At 36.3% G+C, this 20601-nt stretch carries 23 protein-coding genes; 4 read left to right on the top strand and 19 right to left on the bottom strand.

Going from position 1 to position 20601, the window contains the following annotated elements:
* Nucleotides 1–53 precede the first annotated feature (53 nt).
* Nucleotides 54–1658: an N-acetylmuramoyl-L-alanine amidase gene (locus H9635_RS10490; RefSeq protein ID WP_191700237.1), complete on the top strand. Its 1605-nt coding sequence runs from the start codon at nucleotides 54–56 to the stop codon at nucleotides 1656–1658.
* Here the strand turns inward: H9635_RS10490 and H9635_RS19255 are convergent.
* From H9635_RS19255 to H9635_RS10505, 4 genes are all read right to left on the bottom strand, one after another.
* Nucleotides 1623–1940: a hypothetical protein gene (locus H9635_RS19255; protein WP_225231248.1), complete on the bottom strand. Its 318-nt coding sequence runs from the start codon at nucleotides 1938–1940 to the stop codon at nucleotides 1623–1625. The genes H9635_RS10490 and H9635_RS19255 overlap by 36 nt on opposite strands.
* Before the next feature lie 14 nt (nucleotides 1941–1954).
* The gene (locus H9635_RS10495; protein ID WP_191700238.1) at nucleotides 1955–3154 is read right to left on the bottom strand and encodes an iron-containing alcohol dehydrogenase; all 1200 of its coding nucleotides are present in this window, start codon (nucleotides 3152–3154) and stop codon (nucleotides 1955–1957) included.
* Between the two features lie 131 nt (nucleotides 3155–3285).
* Nucleotides 3286–4071, bottom strand: coding sequence for a vWA domain-containing protein (locus tag H9635_RS10500; protein ID WP_191700239.1), 786 nt, complete (start codon nucleotides 4069–4071; stop codon nucleotides 3286–3288).
* 176 nt (nucleotides 4072–4247) lie between these two features.
* A complete protein-coding gene (locus H9635_RS10505) occupies nucleotides 4248–4469 on the bottom strand; it encodes a phosphate-starvation-inducible protein PsiE (protein ID WP_191700240.1) in 222 nt (73 codons plus the stop codon).
* A gap of 252 nt (nucleotides 4470–4721) precedes the next feature.
* On the opposite strand from H9635_RS10505, the gene H9635_RS10510 reads away from it, so the two are divergent.
* On the top strand, nucleotides 4722–5555 hold the full coding sequence (locus H9635_RS10510; RefSeq protein ID WP_191700241.1) for a hypothetical protein: 834 nt from the start codon (nucleotides 4722–4724) through the stop codon (nucleotides 5553–5555).
* Between the two features lie 58 nt (nucleotides 5556–5613).
* On the opposite strand, the gene H9635_RS10515 is transcribed toward H9635_RS10510, so the two are convergent.
* From H9635_RS10515 to H9635_RS10575, 13 genes are all read right to left on the bottom strand, one after another.
* Nucleotides 5614–6177: an NUDIX hydrolase gene (locus tag H9635_RS10515; RefSeq protein WP_191700242.1), complete on the bottom strand. Its 564-nt coding sequence runs from the start codon at nucleotides 6175–6177 to the stop codon at nucleotides 5614–5616.
* 116 nt (nucleotides 6178–6293) lie between these two features.
* Nucleotides 6294–6722 carry a GatB/YqeY domain-containing protein gene (locus H9635_RS10520; protein ID WP_191700243.1) on the bottom strand — a complete coding sequence of 143 codons (429 nt, stop codon included), beginning with the start codon at nucleotides 6720–6722 and terminating at the stop codon, nucleotides 6294–6296.
* Nucleotides 6723–6806: 84 nt separating this feature from the next.
* Complete coding sequence (locus tag H9635_RS10525; protein ID WP_191700244.1) at nucleotides 6807–8030, bottom strand: hypothetical protein; 1224 nt, start codon at nucleotides 8028–8030, stop codon at nucleotides 6807–6809.
* A complete protein-coding gene (locus tag H9635_RS10530) occupies nucleotides 8023–8520 on the bottom strand; it encodes a sigma-70 family RNA polymerase sigma factor (RefSeq protein WP_191700245.1) in 498 nt (165 codons plus the stop codon). The genes H9635_RS10525 and H9635_RS10530 overlap by 8 nt, the downstream gene beginning before the upstream one ends.
* Nucleotides 8521–8623: 103 nt before the next feature.
* Nucleotides 8624–9277 carry a phosphate signaling complex protein PhoU gene (phoU, locus tag H9635_RS10535; protein WP_191700455.1) on the bottom strand — a complete coding sequence of 218 codons (654 nt, stop codon included), beginning with the start codon at nucleotides 9275–9277 and terminating at the stop codon, nucleotides 8624–8626.
* Between the two features lie 21 nt (nucleotides 9278–9298).
* Nucleotides 9299–10042, bottom strand: coding sequence for a phosphate ABC transporter ATP-binding protein PstB (gene pstB / locus H9635_RS10540; protein WP_225231279.1), 744 nt, complete (start codon nucleotides 10040–10042; stop codon nucleotides 9299–9301).
* Between the two features lie 84 nt (nucleotides 10043–10126).
* Nucleotides 10127–11005 (bottom strand): phosphate ABC transporter permease PstA, encoded by an 879-nt coding sequence (gene pstA / locus H9635_RS10545; protein ID WP_191700247.1) that lies wholly within the window; start codon nucleotides 11003–11005, stop codon nucleotides 10127–10129.
* A gap of 1 nt (nucleotide 11006) precedes the next feature.
* On the bottom strand, nucleotides 11007–11951 hold the full coding sequence (pstC, locus tag H9635_RS10550; RefSeq protein ID WP_191700248.1) for a phosphate ABC transporter permease subunit PstC: 945 nt from the start codon (nucleotides 11949–11951) through the stop codon (nucleotides 11007–11009).
* A gap of 123 nt (nucleotides 11952–12074) precedes the next feature.
* Entirely contained in the window at nucleotides 12075–13040 is a 966-nt protein-coding gene (locus H9635_RS10555; protein ID WP_191700249.1) for a PstS family phosphate ABC transporter substrate-binding protein, read from the bottom strand.
* A 160-nt stretch (nucleotides 13041–13200) separates the two neighbouring features.
* On the bottom strand, nucleotides 13201–13614 hold the full coding sequence (locus H9635_RS10560; protein ID WP_191700250.1) for a response regulator: 414 nt from the start codon (nucleotides 13612–13614) through the stop codon (nucleotides 13201–13203).
* A gap of 270 nt (nucleotides 13615–13884) precedes the next feature.
* Nucleotides 13885–16083 carry a peptidoglycan D,D-transpeptidase FtsI family protein gene (locus H9635_RS10565; protein ID WP_191700456.1) on the bottom strand — a complete coding sequence of 733 codons (2199 nt, stop codon included), beginning with the start codon at nucleotides 16081–16083 and terminating at the stop codon, nucleotides 13885–13887.
* A gap of 256 nt (nucleotides 16084–16339) precedes the next feature.
* Entirely contained in the window at nucleotides 16340–16783 is a 444-nt protein-coding gene (locus tag H9635_RS10570; protein WP_191700251.1) for a universal stress protein, read from the bottom strand.
* 127 nt (nucleotides 16784–16910) lie between these two features.
* Nucleotides 16911–17669, bottom strand: coding sequence for an SDR family oxidoreductase (locus H9635_RS10575; protein ID WP_191700252.1), 759 nt, complete (start codon nucleotides 17667–17669; stop codon nucleotides 16911–16913).
* Nucleotides 17670–17820: 151 nt separating this feature from the next.
* Between H9635_RS10575 and H9635_RS10580 the strand changes: the two genes are divergently transcribed.
* On the top strand, nucleotides 17821–18399 hold the full coding sequence (locus H9635_RS10580; protein WP_191700253.1) for a TetR/AcrR family transcriptional regulator: 579 nt from the start codon (nucleotides 17821–17823) through the stop codon (nucleotides 18397–18399).
* A gap of 244 nt (nucleotides 18400–18643) precedes the next feature.
* Here the strand turns inward: H9635_RS10580 and H9635_RS10585 are convergent, their stop codons facing one another.
* Nucleotides 18644–19249 (bottom strand): superoxide dismutase, encoded by a 606-nt coding sequence (locus tag H9635_RS10585; RefSeq protein WP_191700254.1) that lies wholly within the window; start codon nucleotides 19247–19249, stop codon nucleotides 18644–18646.
* A 208-nt stretch (nucleotides 19250–19457) separates the two neighbouring features.
* Complete coding sequence (locus H9635_RS10590) at nucleotides 19458–19937, bottom strand: DUF456 domain-containing protein (protein ID WP_191700255.1); 480 nt, start codon at nucleotides 19935–19937, stop codon at nucleotides 19458–19460.
* 131 nt (nucleotides 19938–20068) lie between these two features.
* Between H9635_RS10590 and H9635_RS10595 the strand changes: the two genes are divergently transcribed.
* Nucleotides 20069–20575, top strand: coding sequence for a DUF1189 family protein (locus tag H9635_RS10595; RefSeq protein WP_191700256.1), 507 nt, complete (start codon nucleotides 20069–20071; stop codon nucleotides 20573–20575).
* The last annotated feature ends 26 nt before the right edge of the window (nucleotides 20576–20601 follow it).

Here is a 20601-nt window from a genome sequence, read left to right on the forward strand (position 1 = left end):
GAATATATGTGAAAGTATTGTAAAATTACAAATCCCACTAAAAGGAGGAAGCTATGAATAAAAGAAAAATATTAATAGGTCTATCACTTTTATTACTATTTACAAGCATTTTTCCGTATAATTTTTCCACTAGCCAAGTGGCGGCAAATGGCGAGCAATTATTTGTAAAAGCAGAAAAATTATATTTGCGTGAAGGTCCTGGTCTTTCCTATCCTGTGCTTGAAACATTAAAAGAAGGAACAGAGCTGCTGTCGATAAAGAAAGAAGGCGATTGGCAACATGTCAAATATGGTGAGATGGAAGGGTGGGTTGCTGCGTGGCTAGTCAAATCGGCCGACAGTAGATCTGCTGCCAAATCCGAAAAAACTGTTATTGCTCAAGTAAATGATTTAAACCTTCGAGCAGGTCCATCATTATCTTCTCCGGTACTAACAAAGCTTTCTTCGGGGACAGAAAGTAAGTTTTTACATCAAGAACAAGATTGGATTCAAATTCAAAATGGAGAACTGGTTGGTTGGGTATTTGAAAAATATGTGACGATTAAAGAAGAAACAATACTAGAAACACCCTCTACTCCTTCAAATAACAATGAAGAGTCGAATGTAACGCCTCAGCAATTTGATCCAAATACATTTACCATCAATGTAAATGCCGTAAATATCCGAAAAAAGCCTGATCTAACTGCAAAAAAACTTGGGGTGGCAACAAATGGTCAGCAATTCAAAGTAATTAGCCGGGATCATAACTGGGTTGAAATTGAATATAAAAAAGGCGCTAAAGGTTGGATTTATAGCTTTTATGGAACATTTACAAAACAGCTGAAATCTGAACAATCTTCTAAAAAAGAACAAACAAATAACTTTGTCACTGTAATTTATAACGGGACAAATTTACGTGAATCTGCATCAACTTCTTCAAATGTTGTGACTCGTGCAGATGCTGGTAATACATATCCGATTATAGACAACGAAGGCGATTGGTATAAAATCGCATTAAATGAAGAACGAACAGCCTACGTTGCAAACTGGGTTGTAACTGAGAACAACAACGCAACAGGTCAAACTTATCAAAACCATGAAAATCAATCGGAAGATCGGAAAAAAGGGACTTTAAAAGGCGTAACAATAGTACTGGATGCTGGGCACGGCGGAAATGATCGCGGAACTACAGGTGCTCGTGGAACAGATGAAAAAGATATTAACATTATGACAACAGAATTGCTCAGGTCTAAGCTTCAGGCTGCTGGTGCAAATGTTGTAATGACACGTGAGTCGGATGTGTTTGTCGACTTGCGAAAACGTGTCGCTGTGTCACACCAGACAAATGCCGATGCATTTATCAGCATTCACTATGATGCAATTGAAGATAGTTCAGTTAATGGTTTTACAACCTATTATACGAATAGCTATCAGCAGGAGCTTGCCGAATATGTACATGCAGGCCTCGCATCCAAAGTTGATCTAAAAGATCGTGGAGCACGATTTGGTGATTACTTAGTGCTGCGTGAAAACCGTCAAAATGCCATTTTATTGGAGCTGGGCTATTTAAGTAATCCATCCGAAGAACGTGCAATCACTACAGATTACTACCGGGAACAAGCAACACTTGGAATTTATCAAGGTTTACTCAACTACTTTGATGCCCAGCTTGAAATGTAACAAAGTGAAAATAGGGGCCGGGACTGCAGTAGAAATTTCATTAGATAAGGAAAAGACCCTTATTAAAAACGGATACTTTAAAAATTGTTTGGAATGGAGGGCAACTCCAGCGGGAACAGCAAAATTTATTTTGCGACGAGTAACCGCAGGAGCACCGACGCCTGAGACTACAGGCTCAGGCCGTGCCCGCGGAAAGCGTCCCGGAATGGAAATCAATTTTTTATGCCAGCAAAAAAACGCCATTTCTCTCAAGGAGAATGGCATTTTTAAGTTATGTCCCATTCGCTATTTTTTTATTATTCCTGAATTATTTGATACAAATAAAACAATTCTTCTTCATTTAAAATTCGTGGCACAGGATACAAAGGGTTCGCCTCCTGTATAGCACGCTCTACCATTACCGGAACATCCCTGTTGATAATCCCCTTTATTTTTGAAGGTATATTCATTTTCCGATTTAATGCTTCTATCTCCTCAATAAATAGCTGGGCTTTTCTTTCATCATTATCGGTAATGCTCCCTATCCCTACTATATTAGCAAGTTCTGCTAAGGGCTTTGTTGCACTTTCTCCGTAAAACCGAAGGACGTGCGGTAAAATTACAGCGTTTGCAAAGCCGTGGGGAATTTGATAAAAGCCACCTAATGTATGTGCGATTGCATGAACATAGCCAACATAGGCACGAGTAAATGCTAACCCTGCTAAATAGGAGGCGCGTTGCATTTCCGCGCGCGCTTTCATATCTGAACCATCTTCATATGCCCGTAACAAATATTTGAAAATAAGAATAACAGCTTCGCGGGCATATTTTCTCGTTTCCTCTGTATTACTTTTCCCTATATAGGCTTCTACAGCATGTGTTAATGCATCCATCCCTGTTGTAGAAGTAATATGTGGCGGTAAATTAACCGTTAAAACGGGATCCAGAACGGCATAATGCGGTATAAGTACAGGATCCATAATGGCAAACTTTTCATGTGTATCACTATTTGAAACAACCGCTGCAATCGTTCCCTCACTTCCGGTACCGGCCGTTGTAGGAACAGCAAAAAATGGTGGCATTTCTTTTCTTACTTTAAATAAGCCTTTCAAATCAGGAATAGACTTTGTAGGTTGTGCGATACGAGCCGCGACCGCTTTTGCACAATCCATCGGCGACCCTCCTCCAAAGGCAATAATTCCCTCACAATCATGTAGATAATAAAGTGCCAATGCTTCCTCAATATTAGTGAATGTCGGATTAGGCACAGTTTTACTGTAGATGACGAATTCAATATTTTGCTCATGCATTTCTTCTAATAATGAATCCATCAATTGGAGCTTATTAATCCCTTCATCTGTAATAATCAGGACAGTCTTCAAATTTAACTTCTGGATAAGTACCGGTAATTTTAATATACTGTTTTCGCCTTGCAGTAAATCAGGCTTTCTCCAGTTCATCAGCTTCATACCCATACGCATCGAACTTTGAAATGTTCTACAATAAGCTGTATACATCGTAACACTCCATTTCTCTCTATTTATGTACCCCTCCATTTAATATTCAGCATTCCTGCTGGAAATTCCTTGCTTTCCATAAATATTCCCAAATAAAAAACGAACCCTTTTCGGATTCGTCATTTCAATACTTATTCATTTGCAAAAAATACTTTATCTGCAAATGGTATAGGCTGTACTTCAAAATCAGCTTCACTCATTGCTATTACAGAAACATCTACAGACAGCTCGTGTAAACGCTCCGTGAAATCAGATTCAATGAAAGGTTGGAAATCATTAAATTGATTGTCTGTTATAATCATTAAATCACGCTGATTATTGATTATATCTTTTGAGAATAGTTCAAGTACCTTTTCTAAAGCAGGAACGATTTGTGTAGTTCCATTTAAGTGTTTGTATAAAAAGCGTTCAAATAACGAAACATCCAGAGTTCCATTTTTAAAGAAAAGAGGTTCAGCAGTTGTATGACTGAACGGAAGAATGATTAAATCTCTCTTTTGCAAAGCACAAAGATTAAACAGGGGCATAATGGTACCTTTACTAAATGCTTCATATTCACTCATTGAATCAGATTGTTGGATCATTACAATCATAGGTGAGTAAAGTTTTTCAAGTTCCTCAAACGGTACAAACAATACATTACCACGAGAAACTGTTCGATTTTTTAATAGTAGTTTTTGCTGTTCTGTTGGGAATAAAAAGTCTTTATCCTGTATTTTAGGCATTGTTGCCTCTACTTCTTCAATCATTTCTTCAAGCGCGATGGATATTTCAATTACTTCTTTAAATAATGGTTCGTTTTTAAATTTAGCGAAAAGTATTTGTTGCTGCTCTTCTTCCAAAGCTTGAAAAGATGCATTACGATATAGAAAATGAAGAATTTCATCGGTTAAAATAGGCCTATGTTCTTTTGTCATGCGAAACTCCTCCATCTGTTTTTCAAATCAATATCGATAGTATAGCGAAAAACAAAATGAAAAAGTAGTAATTCAAACTGACAAAGTCCAACAAATTTTTGGTTGTGTGAACAGCCCATGTCCATAAAAAACGACATCCATAATTGAGGATGTCGCGCCATACATAAAGTATGTAATTATAATTTTTGAGTTAAACCGTGTAATGTATCTTTTAACTCGCGATCATGATTTGAAAGCTCAACTAAGTTAGCTAAGCGTTCATGCAAAATTGGACGCTCAATTACTAATTGCTCATCTAACACTTGAACTAATAATTCAAGAAGCATACGGTTTTGAATTAATAATGCTTCTTCCACACGATCAGGATTAATTGTATATTCTTTCACTTTTTTTGCCATTTAAAAACAGCCTCCCTTTTGTTTATACAACGTTATTTTAGCATATGCTTGTTTAATTTTGTGTATTTATTTCAAAATCATAGAGCCATTCAGACATTTTTAGTAATTTTACAGCAAACAATACATAGGCAAATTATTCCTAATGATATTTATACATATGCTATAATTACTTTTACCTATAAAATAGGTATTTCTATTAATCGGCGTTAGCTTGATGAAAGGAAGATTAATTTGCTACAAAATATTCCTCAAATGGATTACGAAATTCGTTTAGTGAAACAGTTATTATCGATCCGTTTTTTACGACCATTTAACGGAAAACTGGCGACTTCCCGGGCCATTTCAGATGATACATACGGCTTCGTAACTGAAGATAGCCTATGCCGGGAATGGTTATTATCCATTTATAAAAGTTATTCATTTTACGAAGGCTTTGAGACAATGGAAGATTGTCTCTCATACATCTACTCCACAAACTATGACAATGAATTATATCGAGTCATTAAATTTAATGATCAATATTATGCCGTTGTTTATGAAAATTCGCAGCATCAACAAGTAATTGGGAAGGATATTTCCTATTATGCGAAAAATAATTTATTTTTATGTTCAAAACGTCCCCCATCAAACTTAATGGTAAGAGATCGTAGTAAATCATCAGCTATTCCTCTCATATATTATGAATTGAAAGCCTTCGATCCCACGATAGCAATTTACAAATTAATAAGCAATCATCATGCTGGTTATATTGAAGTTTCATTTGATGAAGATATAGAATATGCTGTTTTGCTAGGGGTAACCTTTAAAGATGTTTGGTATCGATGTGATACACCGCACGCCATTGCTCATAATCGAGCTATTTTAAATCTCTATTTTATGAAAGGTCATAATTTGACTTTGTTCGGAAAATATTCGAAAGCAATTGCGATCAATCCCTTCCAGCGTCTCATCTATTTACAAAAGGGGCGAATTGAGCCTTTCCAAATGGATGTAGAGGATTTTAGAAATCAGCAGCGGCTCCTACCTTACCGTGAAGTTCGCAGATTTCAGGAATTTATAAGAACAAGACCTGTTGATTTAATTTAAAGCCTTGGTAGTGAAAAAGATGTGCTGATTGAATGACCAATCAACACATCTTTTAAATTTAACCTTCTATTTTCTTTACTTTTTCTATTATCTTTTCGTAAATAGGTATCATATGCTGCTCAGAACATTTTTGAGCAACTTCATCGATGGCAATCCATCCTACAGCACTGTTTTCATCGGGTTTTGATTGGAGAGTTGCTTCATCAGACACTTCAAATACATAAGTTGCGTTAAAATGTAAGTGGGCTGCCACATATTTTCCGTTTTTCATATGTCCAATTACCGGCAATATATCCAGGGAAATGATTTCTTCTTGAATTGGATTCACTTCCGTAAGGCCCGCTTCTTCCATGAGTTCCTTTTTTGCTACATGAAATAAATTCGGATCCCCATCTGCATGACCGCCAGTCCATCCCCATGAATTATAAATATTATGATAAACCATTAAAACATGTGTACGGGCAGGATTAAATACAAAAGCGGAAGCAGTAAAATGCAACACTTCATTATTTCGTGTGAGTACATCCGATAATGTAACCATCGCACGCAGCATAATATCCTTATCCGTTTCTTCTTGTTCATTAAAAGGTACATATAATTGTATTTGGTCATGTAAATTCAAAATGGTTTCCCCCTATTAGTTTCCCTTTTCTATATTGTAAGGGATGGAAATATAAAAACATAGCGAAAAGGAGCGCCTAAAATAAAACTTTAGACACTCCAACAAATATTTTTAAATTAAGAAATCAATGATTTAACAACTTTTGAAATGGTTGCGCCATCTGCTTTACCGTCCAATAAAGGCTTCGCAATTTTCATTGCATCCCCCATATTCATGCCAGTTACAATACCGGCTGCCTGAAGTTCTACAACAATTTCTTCTTCTGATAGTTGTTTTGGTAAGAAGCTTTTTAAAATCTCTAATTTCGCTTCTTCTTTTTCGATTAGGTCTGCACGGTCCGCTTGCTTTGCCCCGTCCAGTGACTGATTCGTCTGTTTAATTTCACGGTTAATGATTGCCGTTTCCTCTAGCGGTGTTAATTCAGAGCCTTTTTCTTTTTCGGCTGAATCCAATGCAGATTTTACAAGTGTTAAAACACCTTTAGCCAATGTGTCCTTATTTTTCATCGCTTGTTTTAATTGATCAAATACAATTGTTTTTAACATGTTTCAAACTCCTTTGAATTTATAAGTAAAATTCCACTTATTCGTATTGCCTTTATTGTAACATGTATCCAAGTAATACATGAATTATTTAGTTAGGAATGGCTGAAGAAACTCTTCTATTTTTTCCGTTCTCCCTTGAGTAACTTTTGCAATTTTTGCTTCACCATAAGGTACGATTAATAAATTCTTGTAATCGTTTTTGAAAATAGTATATGTTTTTCCACCTGCTTCGACAATATATAGCGGTTTTGAAAAGTTATTAACAACCTCTTGAAATTCCCATGAAACATCGTCTAAAAGTTCATTCCACTGTGCTACATTTATTTGTGCTAACTGGATTTTTGGAATCATCTTCGAATCCTCCATCGGTAAAATTACTTCCAAACCTTCATTCAGAGCATTCGCTGAATTTTCACTATCTGATCTGTATACTCTACCAATTGATACTTTTACAAAATCTCCCATGTCAACAGGAATTCCATCTAAATTTACAATCCAGGATTTAAATTTCCCATCTTCTAAACGGTACTTTTCCTCTTCTGATAAACCTTGAAGTTCTTCAAACGTACTATTTTGAATAAAGAACAGCATATTGCCTTCAATCGCAGCAATTACACCTGACTTTGGCACTCCTATTGTGTTTCGATGATTTACATTGTACTTTTTTTGAAGTGTATAGTATTGTTCCTCAAAATGTTTCAGCAAATAATGCTCAGCTAACTGATTCGTATAGCTAGTAACAAAATCAGGAAGCATCCGGGGATTATCCTTTAGCCAAATTAGATTTAACTTTTCAACAAAAATATTATGGTCAATTAATTTAGGTCTCACGTATTGTTCATATTGTTCAATTGTCAAATTTACTTTAGATAAACTTTGTTGAAGTTGCTTTTTATTCATAATCTGATCAGTTAGATTTTTTCTCTCTGAAATTTCCTGTTCTGAAACATTTAAATTATAGCTTTTTGCCAATTGTTCTACACCAATTATTCTAACATATTTAGTAAAAGCATTTTCTTTATGAAACTCTGTTATTTCATTATCGGAAGTAGTCATCATTTCTATGCCGACAAAATAATCGTATAAATAATCATTGTAAAACATATTGTCCGCTTGTCTTTGGTCAACTTCATTTGGAAATAGCAAAAGGGCTACTGTGAAGAAAAGTACGACAACAAAAGCTGGGATAATGATGATTTTACTGTATTTCTTTTTGCTTTTTTTATATAGCACTGTATTTTTCACAGCCTTTTCACTTTCGGATAAATCTCCTGCAACTTTAATTAACGCTTTTTTAAAATCATTCATGACGTAGTACCTCCCATTCCCCTTCAAGTACAGGTCGTAACTGTTCCCGCCCACGCTTTAATCTTGTTTTCACTGTATTTTCGTTAATTTGTAATAAATCTGCAACTTGTATAACCGACATTTCTTCATAATAATACAAAATAAGCGGTTCCCGATATTTTAGTGGTAGCTTTAAAATGGCTGCACCAATGTTAGAGCGCTCTTCTTGTTGTACGATATGATCATGGTCAGAAGTTTTCATCCACCATTTCGTTTCAAATTGTATTTTTCTATACGCCCAGCTTTTTAAATAATCTTTGCTGCGATTCACGGTCATTTTAGTTAAATAAGCACGAAGTTGGCCTCGCTCTGAATAGTTGGATTGCAAAAATTTAATGAAAACATCTTGCACAATATCCTCTGCTGCATGTCGATTTTTAGTATAAAAATAGGCGATCCGCAATAAATGCGTACTGTAATCATCTACAATTTGCTCGATATTCTCATTCATTTTACGCCCGCCCCCTTTCTAACATTGTAAACGATTGCCAATTAGTTGACGTTTCAAAAAACAAAAAAAGTATAAGAAGTTTTTATCTCCTTATACTTTAAAATTAGTTATTCAATTCATAATGCTTGCCTTTTAAGAGATAGAATAAATGCTCTGCAATATTTGTTGCGTGATCTGCTGAGCGTTCAATACAGCGGCATACATAGGATAAGCTCGTTATTTGGGCCACTTGCTCATTGGAAACCTTTAGTTTCATTAAATTGCTGATTGTATTGCCGGTCAACTCATCAACCTCGTCATCAAGCTTTGCGATTTCTTTAGCTTTTGTCGTATTTTCTTCCAAAAATGCCTCGGTAATTTGTCGCAACATCGATATCGATTTATGGAACATTTCCTCGATTGGTTCAATACTCGATACAAATGGTTCTTTGCCGATTCGAATAGTTTCCTTTGCAATATTGACCGCATGATCTCCTATTCGTTCCATATCGGCTGCTGCTTTAATCACTACAATTAATCTGCGTAAATCAGTTGCCACAGGCTGTTGCTTTGCAATAAGTAAAATTACACGATCATTGATTGTTTCTTCTAACCGATTGATTTTGAGATCTGTTTTTATCACTTGAAGGGCTAAGTCGATATCTTTGTTCACAAAAGCTTTAAATGCAGTTTGCAATGAATCTATGCTTAAATCACAAATTTCCATTAAATCCTGCTGCACAGCAATTAAATCATGTTCAAAACGCTCCCGTATCATATTCACTTTAAACCCCTTCCCCTATCCGAATCGACCTGATATATAATCTTCTGTACGCTGATCTGACGGTGTGGAGAAAATCGTATCTGTTCGATCGAATTCAATCACTTCTCCGTTTAGGAAGAATGCCGTTTTATCTGATATACGTGCTGCTTGTTGCATATTATGTGTGACAATTACGATTGAATATTGTTCTTTCATTTCCTGCACAAGTTCCTCTACTTTCAATGTAGAGATTGGATCAAGTGCTGACGTCGGTTCATCCATTAAAATTACATCTGGTTCAATCGCTAAGGAACGAGCAATACAAATACGCTGTTGTTGACCACCCGATAAACCATATGCATTTTGGTTTAAACGGTCTTTTACTTCATCCCAGATAGCTGCACCTCGTAATGACTTTTCTACAATTTCATCTAAAATCTTTTTATTTTTAATACCGTGAATCCGTGGACCGTAAGCAATATTATCGTAAATTGATTTTGGAAATGGGTTTGGCTTTTGAAAAACCATGCCGACTTTTGTCCGTAGTTCTTCCACTTCATATCCATTCCCGAAAATATTACGTCCTCTATAATTGATTTCACCTGTTGTACGAACAATAGGTACAAGCTCTACCATTCGATTTAATGCTTTAATATAGGTAGATTTCCCGCACCCTGAAGGACCGATAATCGCTGTCACTTCATTCTCCTGCATATTTAAATTAATATCTTTCAATGCATGATGCCCACCATACCATAAGTTAAAATTATTCGATTGCATTACAATGGATCTGTTATTTTTTTCGTGCACCGCATGCTGTGTTCCATTATATTTAGTTAAAATTTGTACCATTCTACTTCACTCCTAATAACGTTTTTGGAACTTATTCCGAATAAAGATTGCGACCGAGTTCATCGTCAATAGCAAAACCATCAAAACAATAATGCCCGCTGATGCGACATATTGGAATGCTTCCTGTGGACGTTTTGCCCAATCGAAAATTTGCATGGGCAATGCCGTAAACGTATCCAAGTAGCCTGTTGGCAAGAATTGTAGAATTACAGGAATACCAATTACGACTAATGGAGCCGTTTCCCCAATTGCACGAGATAAGGCCAAAATACTGCCTGTCAAAATACCAGGAATCGCCGCTGGGAGAACTACACGAACAATGGTTTGCCACTTTGTCGCCCCCATTCCAAATGAAGCTTCCCGCTGCTCATTCGGTACTGCTCGGATTGCTTCTTGAGCCGCAACAATAATAACTGGCAGAATCAATAAACTCATCGTCAAACCAGCAGCTAATATACTTTTTTCAAAACCGAATAATCTAACGAATATTGTTAATCCAAGTAAACCGAATACTATCGAAGGAACACCTGCTAAATTGGAGATATTTATTCGAATAAAATCATTTAGTTTATTTTGCTTCGCATATTCTTCTAAGTAAATTGCCGTACTTACGCCTAAAATAATCGATACAGGTGCCACAACGCTCATCAGCCAGAGCGAGCCGACTAAAGCTGCTTTAATTCCTGCATTTTCGGGAATGCGAGAAGCAAAGTTTGTGAGAAAATTTAAATCTAAAAAGCCAATTCCTTGAGATATAATCCGGTATAACAGCATTCCTAATGAAACGAGGGCAAAACTTGTGGCAATAATAAAAATTACCTTCCACATTTTATTTGAAATGAGACGTTTATTCATTCGCTTCATGACTAGGTCTTCCTGTATATAGCGCATTTTAATACTCCTCTCTGAAGCGTTTTGAAATGTAAGTTGCAAGCAAATTCATCGCCAAAGTGAAAATAAATAATGTGAATCCTACCGCGTAAATTGAGTAGTAAATTGTCGTGCCGTATCCCGCATCACCTGTTGTCACTTGAACAATATAGGCTGTCATCGTTTGAATGGAATCTGTAAATCCAAAGTCGAATTTTGGTGTAGATCCTCCTGCTAAAGAGACAATCATTGTTTCTCCTATTGCACGGGAAATACCTAGGACAATAGAAGCGATAATTCCAGATAATGCAGCAGGCAATACAATTTTAATTGCCACTTCGAACTTTGTGGCACCTAAGCCTAAAGCTCCTTCGCGAATTGAACGGGGTACTGAGCTCATCGCGTCTTCCGACATGGACGTAATCATTGGTAGAATCATAATTCCAACAACAATACCTGGACTGATAGCATTGAAAATTTTAAGATTCGGAATAAGTGTTTGCAGAATTGGGGTAATAAACGTTAAAGCGAAGAACCCGTAAACAATTGTTGGAACACCTGCAAGCACCTCCAAAATAGGCTTTATAATTTTTCGGACACGTACTGACGCATACTCACTTAAAAAAATTGCTGCACCTAACCCAAATGGTACCGCTACTAAAATTGCGATAAATGTAATTTTAAAAGTCCCTATTATTAACGGTAAGATTCCATACAATGGTTCCTTTCCAGAGAATGGCAGCCACTCTGTGCCGAATAAATAATCTATTATCGACACGCGCGAGAAAAACTCTATCGTTTCGAAAATTAACGTAAACACAATCCCAAACGTTGTAAGAACTGAAATCGTCGCTGCCAAAAACAATCCTTTAGGCACTAATTTTTCAATTACTTTCTTTCCTTTACGATTGCGTGATCGTTCGATTAATTGCTGGACACTTACTTGCTCCTGTTGTTTAAGAGCCATGAACGAAAACTCCTTCCAGTAGTCATCTATACACTTCACTTTTTAACCATGTAGTTAACACACAATTTGAACTAAAAAATGTGAGGGGCATGAGAGCCACCCCACACTATTTGTTCTGTGCACTTATTTTAAACCTTCCAATACTTTTAAACTTTCATCATACTTTTCGGACGGTAAACTTACATATCCAACAACTTCCGCCATTTCACCAGCATTTTCTAATGTAAACTTAATGAAATCATAAGTTGCTTCATTATCTTTTACCGCACTGTTTTTCACGTAGATGAACAGTGGACGTGACAAAGGAGAATAGTCACCTGATTCAATTGTGTCATTCGTAGGCTCCACACCATTTACAGTAACAACTTGCAACTTGTCCTTGTTTTCCAGGTAATAGGCATAACCGAAGTAGCCAATCGCATTTTTATCTGCTGTAACGCCTTGTACCAATACGTTGTCATCTTCAGATAATGTTGCAGATTTTACAATATCTTCACCATCTAAAATTACTTCATCAAAGTAATCGTAAGTTCCTGAATCAGATCCTGGTGAATAAAATACTATTTCTTCTTCAGGCCAAGTTGGATCGATATCTGACCACTTTTTAGTAGATCCATCTTCAATCCAAATTTGCTTTAATTGTTCAATTGTTAAATCTTTTGCCCATGTATTTTCCGGATGTACTACTACCGATAAACCATCGTATGCCAATTCAAATTCTGTGTATTCTACACCCGCATTTTTAAGCTCTTCCACTTCCGACTCTTTAATTGGACGGGAAGCGTTAGAGAAGTCCGTTTCTCCATTAATGAATTTTTCGAATCCGCCGCCTGTACCCGATACACCAACTGCCACACGTACATCTTTTTGTACTGCTGCGTATTCTTCAACTAATGCTTCTGTAATCGGAGCAACTGTTGACGAGCCATCGCCTACTACGTTACCGGATAATTGTGCACTGCCTGACTCAGCCTGTTCTGTTTGAGTTTCTGCTGATGTCGAAGCTTCATCTTCTTCCTGGCCACATGCTCCTAAAAGAATTGCTGAACTAATTAAAGCTGTTGATGTTAAGTACTGCCACTTTTTCATTTGTAATTCCTCCGCTTGTTTAATAAATGTTTTTTCTTACAATTCCAACTATAATGAAAATTTGTTGAGCGCATATATTTCGTTCGTTAATTGACCGTAAAGCTTTGTAAACAAAAAAGACAATTTGCAGTATCTTTCCGCAAATTGTCTCATTTTCTTATTATTGAACTTTTTTTACATTCTTTATGTTAATTAGTTTAACAGGATGTTCCGTAAATGTAGATTTATCCTTTTTTGTCTTTACAGTATGTACATGCAATAAAATTGTTTTTGCGTCTTTCGGATTCGCATAGCCTTCAAACGTTACATTGTAAAGTACTGTGCCGTCTCGTAATGTAACAGTAGCTTTTTTTGCATCAACTAGCTCCTTTAAAAAAGGATATGCTTTTACATTTCGTTCTCTTTCTGCTCGTACTAGCCTAGGTTCTAATAATAGTAGAAGCCCTTCAAAAATAACAATGTAAATTACAGACATTAAAATAATTAACCAAGGTGGCATGTCCATAATGGCTAATATAACTGCATTACTTAATGCACCAATAATAACTACTGTATGCATAATCTTTTTTTTCATTTTATATTTCTCCTTTAAAAAAGAACCTAGGACAAAACGAAAAATATCTATTTTTCAAAGAAAAAATAGATATTTTTCTGCTTCTGCCAGAATTGATTTCCGTTACGGGGACGCTTTCCGGGGGCACGGCCTGAGCCTGTAGTCTCAGGCGTCGTGCTGTTCCCCCAGGAGTAGCCCCTTCACTCCAATCAATTCATATAATATCGATTTCTTAATAAGAGCATTCCCCTTATACAAAGAAATTTCTACTTATGTCCCAGCCTCACTTTTTTATTCATTTACTGTTTCAACTTCTTCATCTTCATCCAGTTTTTCGTCCGAATGCTTAATAATCGATTTTTCTACTTTACTAGAAGATAAACCCTCTTCGGCATATTTTGTTTTTAATTCAAAATAGGAATCGACTAATTCTCGAGCTGTTAAATTTGCATGTGGCAAGTAGTTATTTTCAAAGATTGTAGTTGCCCAAGGATAAATGATGGCATAGGCAATTTCAGGGTCTTCAAATGGTGCATAGCCAACGTGTACAATATTAATCGTATTTGTTCTCCATTTTTCTCGTTGTGGCCCATAATAAACTACCTCTGCTGTACCAGTTTTACCCGCTCCTGTATAATCGGCTGTTGCAAATTGACGTTTAGCCGAGCCATTTGTTCCAAAGTATACCCGGCGCAAACCTTCTTGGACATGAGCAATTTCTGATTCACTGTTCTCAATTTTATTTAATATCGTTGGTGAAACTTCTTCAACTACTTGGCCTAAGTATTTACCATCTTTTGAAGGATTACGAATCTCTTTCAGCATTCGTGGTTGAATACGGTACCCACCATTTGCAATTGTGGAAATATATTGCGCTAACTGCATCGTTGTGTACGTATCAAACTGTCCAATAGCTAAGTTCAGCAATTTCACATCCGTATCAGGCTCTGCCTGGTACCCAACTGTTTCTCCTGGCAAGTCAAGACCTGTTGGCACGCCTAAACCGAATTGTGCATATTCATTACGAATCGTTTGCAGCGTTCCTGGAGCTAGACTAAAACGCATACCCGGTGAATAAGTACGCCCGCCAATCCCCATCGCAATTTTGAACATATAAATATTAGAAGATCGCTCTAATGCAGTTAAATCATCTAATATGACACTACCGTGCTTATTAAATAGTGTATTTAATGTAATATTCCCGATACGCATTGGAGAATCGAGCATCCTTGTTCCTGGTTTTATAATTCCTTCATTATAACCCATTAATACAGTTGCTGCCTTTACTGTTGACCCTGCTTCATAGGCAGTAGTAAACGTACCATATGAATAATCGACAATATAAGGTTTTCCTGTTTCTTTATCTTTTTCTATTTTTTTACCTACAACAGATAATAGTTCCCCTGTTTTTGGGCTCATCGCCACTAAGAATGCACGGTCTAATAATTCCGACCCTCTTTTTGATTTTAAATCAAGTAACTGACGTTCTAAAATTTCATCCGCTTTTTGCTGAAGTTCTACATCTAATGTAGTGACTAAATCTTTCCCTGGCAAACCATCGAAAGTCGTTACAGTCTCCACTACTTGACCTTTTTTGTTCGTAATATTTTTTACTACCGATTTTTCACCTTGTAAAATTTCCTCATATTGAGCTTCAAAATAACTCTCGCCTACACGATCATTTCGAGAATAGTCCCGTGCTAAATAAAAGTTCAGTTTTGATTTTGGGACACCTTTACTTGGTACAGTTGTACGCCCTAAAATAGCTAAAGGTGATTGGCGAACACGCTTCCAATCGGTTGTTGTATTCACACCAGGTAAATCAGCCAATTGTTCAGAAACTCGTGCAAATTCTTCAGGTGTAACATTTTCTCCTTTAATAATTTGTGGAGATAAATTATACCCTGTCATCATTTCACGGTAAATCGCCAGAACTTCTAAATCAAACTCAGTAAGTTGCTCAAGCTCTTTTTCTGTAATACGATCACGGATTCGACGGTCGAATTCTTGGTTGATTTCTTTCGTCTCTAGCTCTTCGTTTTCATTTCTGAATTTTGTCATTTCCTCTTGTGATACTTTTTTTAGCGCAGCTTCCTGGTTACGTATAATCCAAAAATCCAATTTATCTCGATGTGTTACTTTATCAGTTGGCTGATCGATTAAATTTGCAAGCTTTTCAGCTATTTCAAGGATTTCAGCAGATTTTGTCGTTTGCATTTTTGTATACGTAATTGCGTTTTCAGGCTGATTATCAACTAATATGCGCCCATAACGGTCAAAGATCCTCCCCCGCGGTACACTCGTATTAACACGCACTTCCTCAGTACGTTCCAATTCACGCACATAATCTTCACCTTTAACAATTTGTAAATACCCTAGACGAAAAATTAGTACAGAGAACAGAACAAATATGGAAAAGAAAAGGATGTTCATCCGAAATGTTAAACTTGACCTTTGCTTTGCCTTCGGATTTTGCTGACGATTTGGCATAATTTTGCGCAACTGAAACTCCCCTTTCTTGCTTTATGTAAGTTGTACATGAATGCTTAGTCATGCCTTTTAGTATAACACTGAAAACCTATTGAAAAAAGACTTCAGATTTATATCCTTTATCTTTTAGACGGTTCTGTTGTCGTAAAGTTTCATAGGAAAAGATGGAGGCTTGCTAAAGGTCAAAATGACATTTAACATAGCCCCTCTTTGCAAGAATTATCCAATAGTGAACCCTTTCTTGACGCTAGAACAATTATCGATTTCTCACAACAAGTACATCACATTTTGCAGTTCTTACAATTGCTTCAGATACAGAACCTAGGAAGAATCGTGCTACATCACCTTTACCAGTGGCACCACAAATAATTAAATCAATTTGCTTTTGCTTCGGGATATCCCTAGCTATGATGTGCTTTGGTGTCCCATACTCCATTATTTTATAAGTTCTGTCGAATCCCAATTTTACGGCAACTTCTTCATACCCATCTAGCATATCCTTCTTACTTTTAGTATATTGATCTGCTAAATCAAAATTGTATCCTTCTGAAAATGCAAAGGAGCGAGTATCAATTACATGAATGATATACAGTTTACTGCCGACATTATTGATTGCAACTTGCACCGCTCTTTTAAATGCAATCATTGCTTCATTTGACCCATCCACAGCAACCAATATATTTTTGTACGTCATGCTCATTTATTCATCACCTCTTTACACTTTATTCATGCACAATTACTTTATATGTACTTTCCTAATCAAAAGAGCGTTTTAAATAAAAAAAACAGCTCTGAAACCGAAGTTCCAAAGCTGTTTAAAATAATTATTAGTAAGTTGTCCAGCCTGCATCAGCTGTAATAATCTGGCCATTAATGAAGCTTGAATCCTCTGAGCCTAAAAATACTGCTAAGTTTGCAATTTCTTCTGGATTACCCACACGTGGAATCAATGCAGAACCTTTCTGTTGTTGCCCAGCACCGTACTGGCTTATATTTTGCATGGATTGTTGGATATTCGTCATAACCGCACCTGGAGCAATTCCATTAACACGAATACCTGACTGTGAGAACATGAAGGCTGTATTTTTCGTTAACCCTACAACCGCATGCTTTGAAGCTGTATATGCCGCACCAGCCCGACCACCGTTTAAACCACCTGCGGAAATATTGTTTACAATGACACCATGACCTTGTTTAAGGAACATATCTGTCGCAATACGCATCGATTTCATTACAGATGTTGTATTTACCGCAAAAATCATATCCCAGCGAGCATCAGTAATTTCATTTACTGGTTCAAAACCATCCATAATTCCAGCGTTGTTCACTAAAATATCCAATTGGCCAAATTTTTCGATTGTCGTATCAAATAATTTTTGTAAATCTTCATCTTTAGTTACATTTGTTGCAATGGCAAATGCTGTACCACCATTTGCAGCAATTTCATCTGCAACAGTTTTTGCGCCTTCTTCATTCATATCGGAAACAATTACTTTTGCACCTTCTTTAGCATATGCTTCAGCAATTGCCTTTCCCATACCAGATGCAGCTCCTGTAACGATCGCTACTTTATCCTGTAATTTCATTAAAATCTCTCCTTTAAAATTCAAGTTATTGTACATCTGTTCAATAAAAATTATAATTGAAAGAAAAAAAACGCACAAACGACAGTTATATGAAGTTTAGTTTATTATTCAACACTTTTTGAAATTTATGTTCATTAAAGGGGAAAATATTATGGATTTACGTGTAAAGAAAACACATGACAATCTACAAAAGGCATTAATAATACTATTAAATCAAAAGTCTTTAGAAAATATTTCGGTTGCAGAATTATGCCGTATTGCCGAAATTAACCGAGGAACATTCTATTTGCATTATAAAAATGTCCACGGTGTATTCGAACGCTATTTTAACGAAATTGTGAAAGACTTAAAATTTTCTTATGATTTTCCATATGACATTACAAAAGATAATTTAGCCATGTTAACACCTGAAATGATTCAAATTTTTCACCACGTCAAAAAATATGAAGCTTTCTACCGTATAGTTTTTGATGAAAAAACACCGATGCTTTATTATCATAAATTGTTAGAGACGATTCGCTCGTTCGTTATGGAATCACATACAGAAGAGACAGGGCATATGTCCAAACAGCAGCTTGAATATTTAGCAAGCTATACCGCAAACTCTATTATCGGATTACTCCTTCAGTGGCATAAAGAAAATTATATTCTCTTACCGGAAACTTTGAATCAATATATTTATGACTTTCATCGTTTAAGAGAGGTATTGCAGAAGAAAATAAAAAGTTAACTAATTTGAGAGAGAAAATAAAAAACACATGGGAAGATTAAATCTTCCCATGTGTAAATTTATAGAATATTTTGCACCTGTCGCTTCACTTTCGGTGCAGTATAAACATTTGCACCTGTCGCTTCACTTTCGGTGCAGTATAAACATTTGCACCTGTCGCTTTGCTTTCGGTGCAGTATAAATATTTGCACCTGTCGCTTCACTTTCGGTGCAGTAATAATTAAATTTGAGTGGTCAAATTTAATTATTTAGCTGCTTGGAATTTTGCTTCTACTACGTCCCAGTTCACTACGTTCCAGAATGCACCGATGTAGTCTGGACGACGGTTTTGGTAGTTTAAGTAGTAAGCGTGCTCCCAAACGTCTAAGCCTAGGATTGGTGTTTTACCTTCCATTACTGGAGAGTCTTGGTTTGGAGTTGAAGTAACAGCTACACCGTCACCTTCAACGATTAACCAAGCCCAGCCTGAACCGAAACGAGTTGTTGCAGCTTTAGCGAACTCTTCTTTGAAAGCGTCGAATGAACCGAATTTAGCGTCGATTGCTTTAGCAACTTCGCCTACTGGAGTGTTTGAACCGCCTGGAGCGATTAATTCCCAGAATAATGTGTGGTTAGCATGTCCGCCACCGTTGTTACGTACAGCAGTTTGTTTGTCAGCTGGTAAAGCATCGATGTTAGCGATTAACTCGTTGATGTCTTTATCAGCGAATTCAGTACCTTCTACTGCTGCGTTTAAGTTTGTTACGTAAGTGTTGTGGTGTTTAGAATGGTGAATTTCCATTGTTTTTGCATCGATATGTGGTTCTAATGCATTGTAAGCGTAAGTTAATTCTGGTAATTTGAAAGCCATGTTTTTATTCCTCCCTGGAACATATAATTAATGTTGATTACAATACTAGGTTATCAAAAAATGATTCGTCATTCAATCAAAAAAACCGTAATAATAACATTTCAGCCTTTTGACCGAAACCATCTATTTCTTGCTTCACCTTTGTCTGTAACCTTTTCATTACTAGTGTAAGCGATATAAGTTCGTATTTACAAATATTTGCTCTTCCTTAAATCGCAATAATAAATAATACAATCATGACTACTTGTATAATCCCTTTTGTAACAACAGAAGTTAAAAATCCTACTACAGAGCCAATACCTACTTGAATGGCCTGCTGTAAATTACTGCGTGTAACAATCAGCTCTCCAATAACAGCTCCGATAAAGGGTCCCGCAATAATACCAGCGAATGGAATGACGAATGGTCCTATTAAAAGACCGATTGTGCTCCCCCACATCCCTGCTTTAGAGCCACCAAATTTTTTAACTCCCACTAAATTGGAAATCGTATCAGCGACAAATAATAAAGCTACAAATAATAGTTCAATTAACCAAAACCACCAAGGCAATTCACTGAAGCCGTAAAATAAACCATAAACAATGAACCCTCCTAGTAAAAATATGACAGAGGGTATGATCGGATATACTAAACCAATAAAAGCGATGACAAATAAAGCTATAATAAGCACCCATGCAATGATATCCATATGTTCACATCCTTTTAAAAGTATATTCACAAATTATACGAAAAAAGTAACGAAAAGATTCAATTTTACTTTATCAAGTTCAAATAACGTTTTGTTCATGTTAAACTACTGTTTAAAGGAGCCTCATACATATGAAAATTTCTCACATGCAACTATTTATTCATAGCTTAACTAACCCTAAAAAATTAGGACCTTATCGAATTCTTTCAATAGGAAAAGTAATGCAATATGCCTTTTTAATGATTGCGCTAGTAACGGCATTTTCTTTCGGTCAGTTTATTAATGGCGGAACGGACGAAATTTTCAGTTATTCTGAAATCGAACAGTATGCCCAGGATGTGCAATGGATTGTTTACCCTATTGCTATTATTTTTTTATTCGTTTTAAATACTTCAATCTATTTTGTTAAAGTAAGTCTATTTGCGCTTGCAGGACAGTTCTTTATTAAACCGATGAAGCGTCGCGGAGAATATCGACAAGTATGGCGGACAGCTGTATTTGCCAGTACTTGGGGAACATTTATAACGATGTTCGGTAACCTATTCCCCATTTCCCCTACAGTTGCTACCTTAATTAGTATATTTATTACAATGCTGTTTATTATAATTGCCCTAACGAAATATCCGATCGAAAAATAATAAATTCTCCTTATGAATCATATAGT

This window comes from Solibacillus faecavium (assembly GCF_014836905.1).
Taxonomy (GTDB): domain Bacteria; phylum Bacillota; class Bacilli; order Bacillales_A; family Planococcaceae; genus Solibacillus; species Solibacillus faecavium.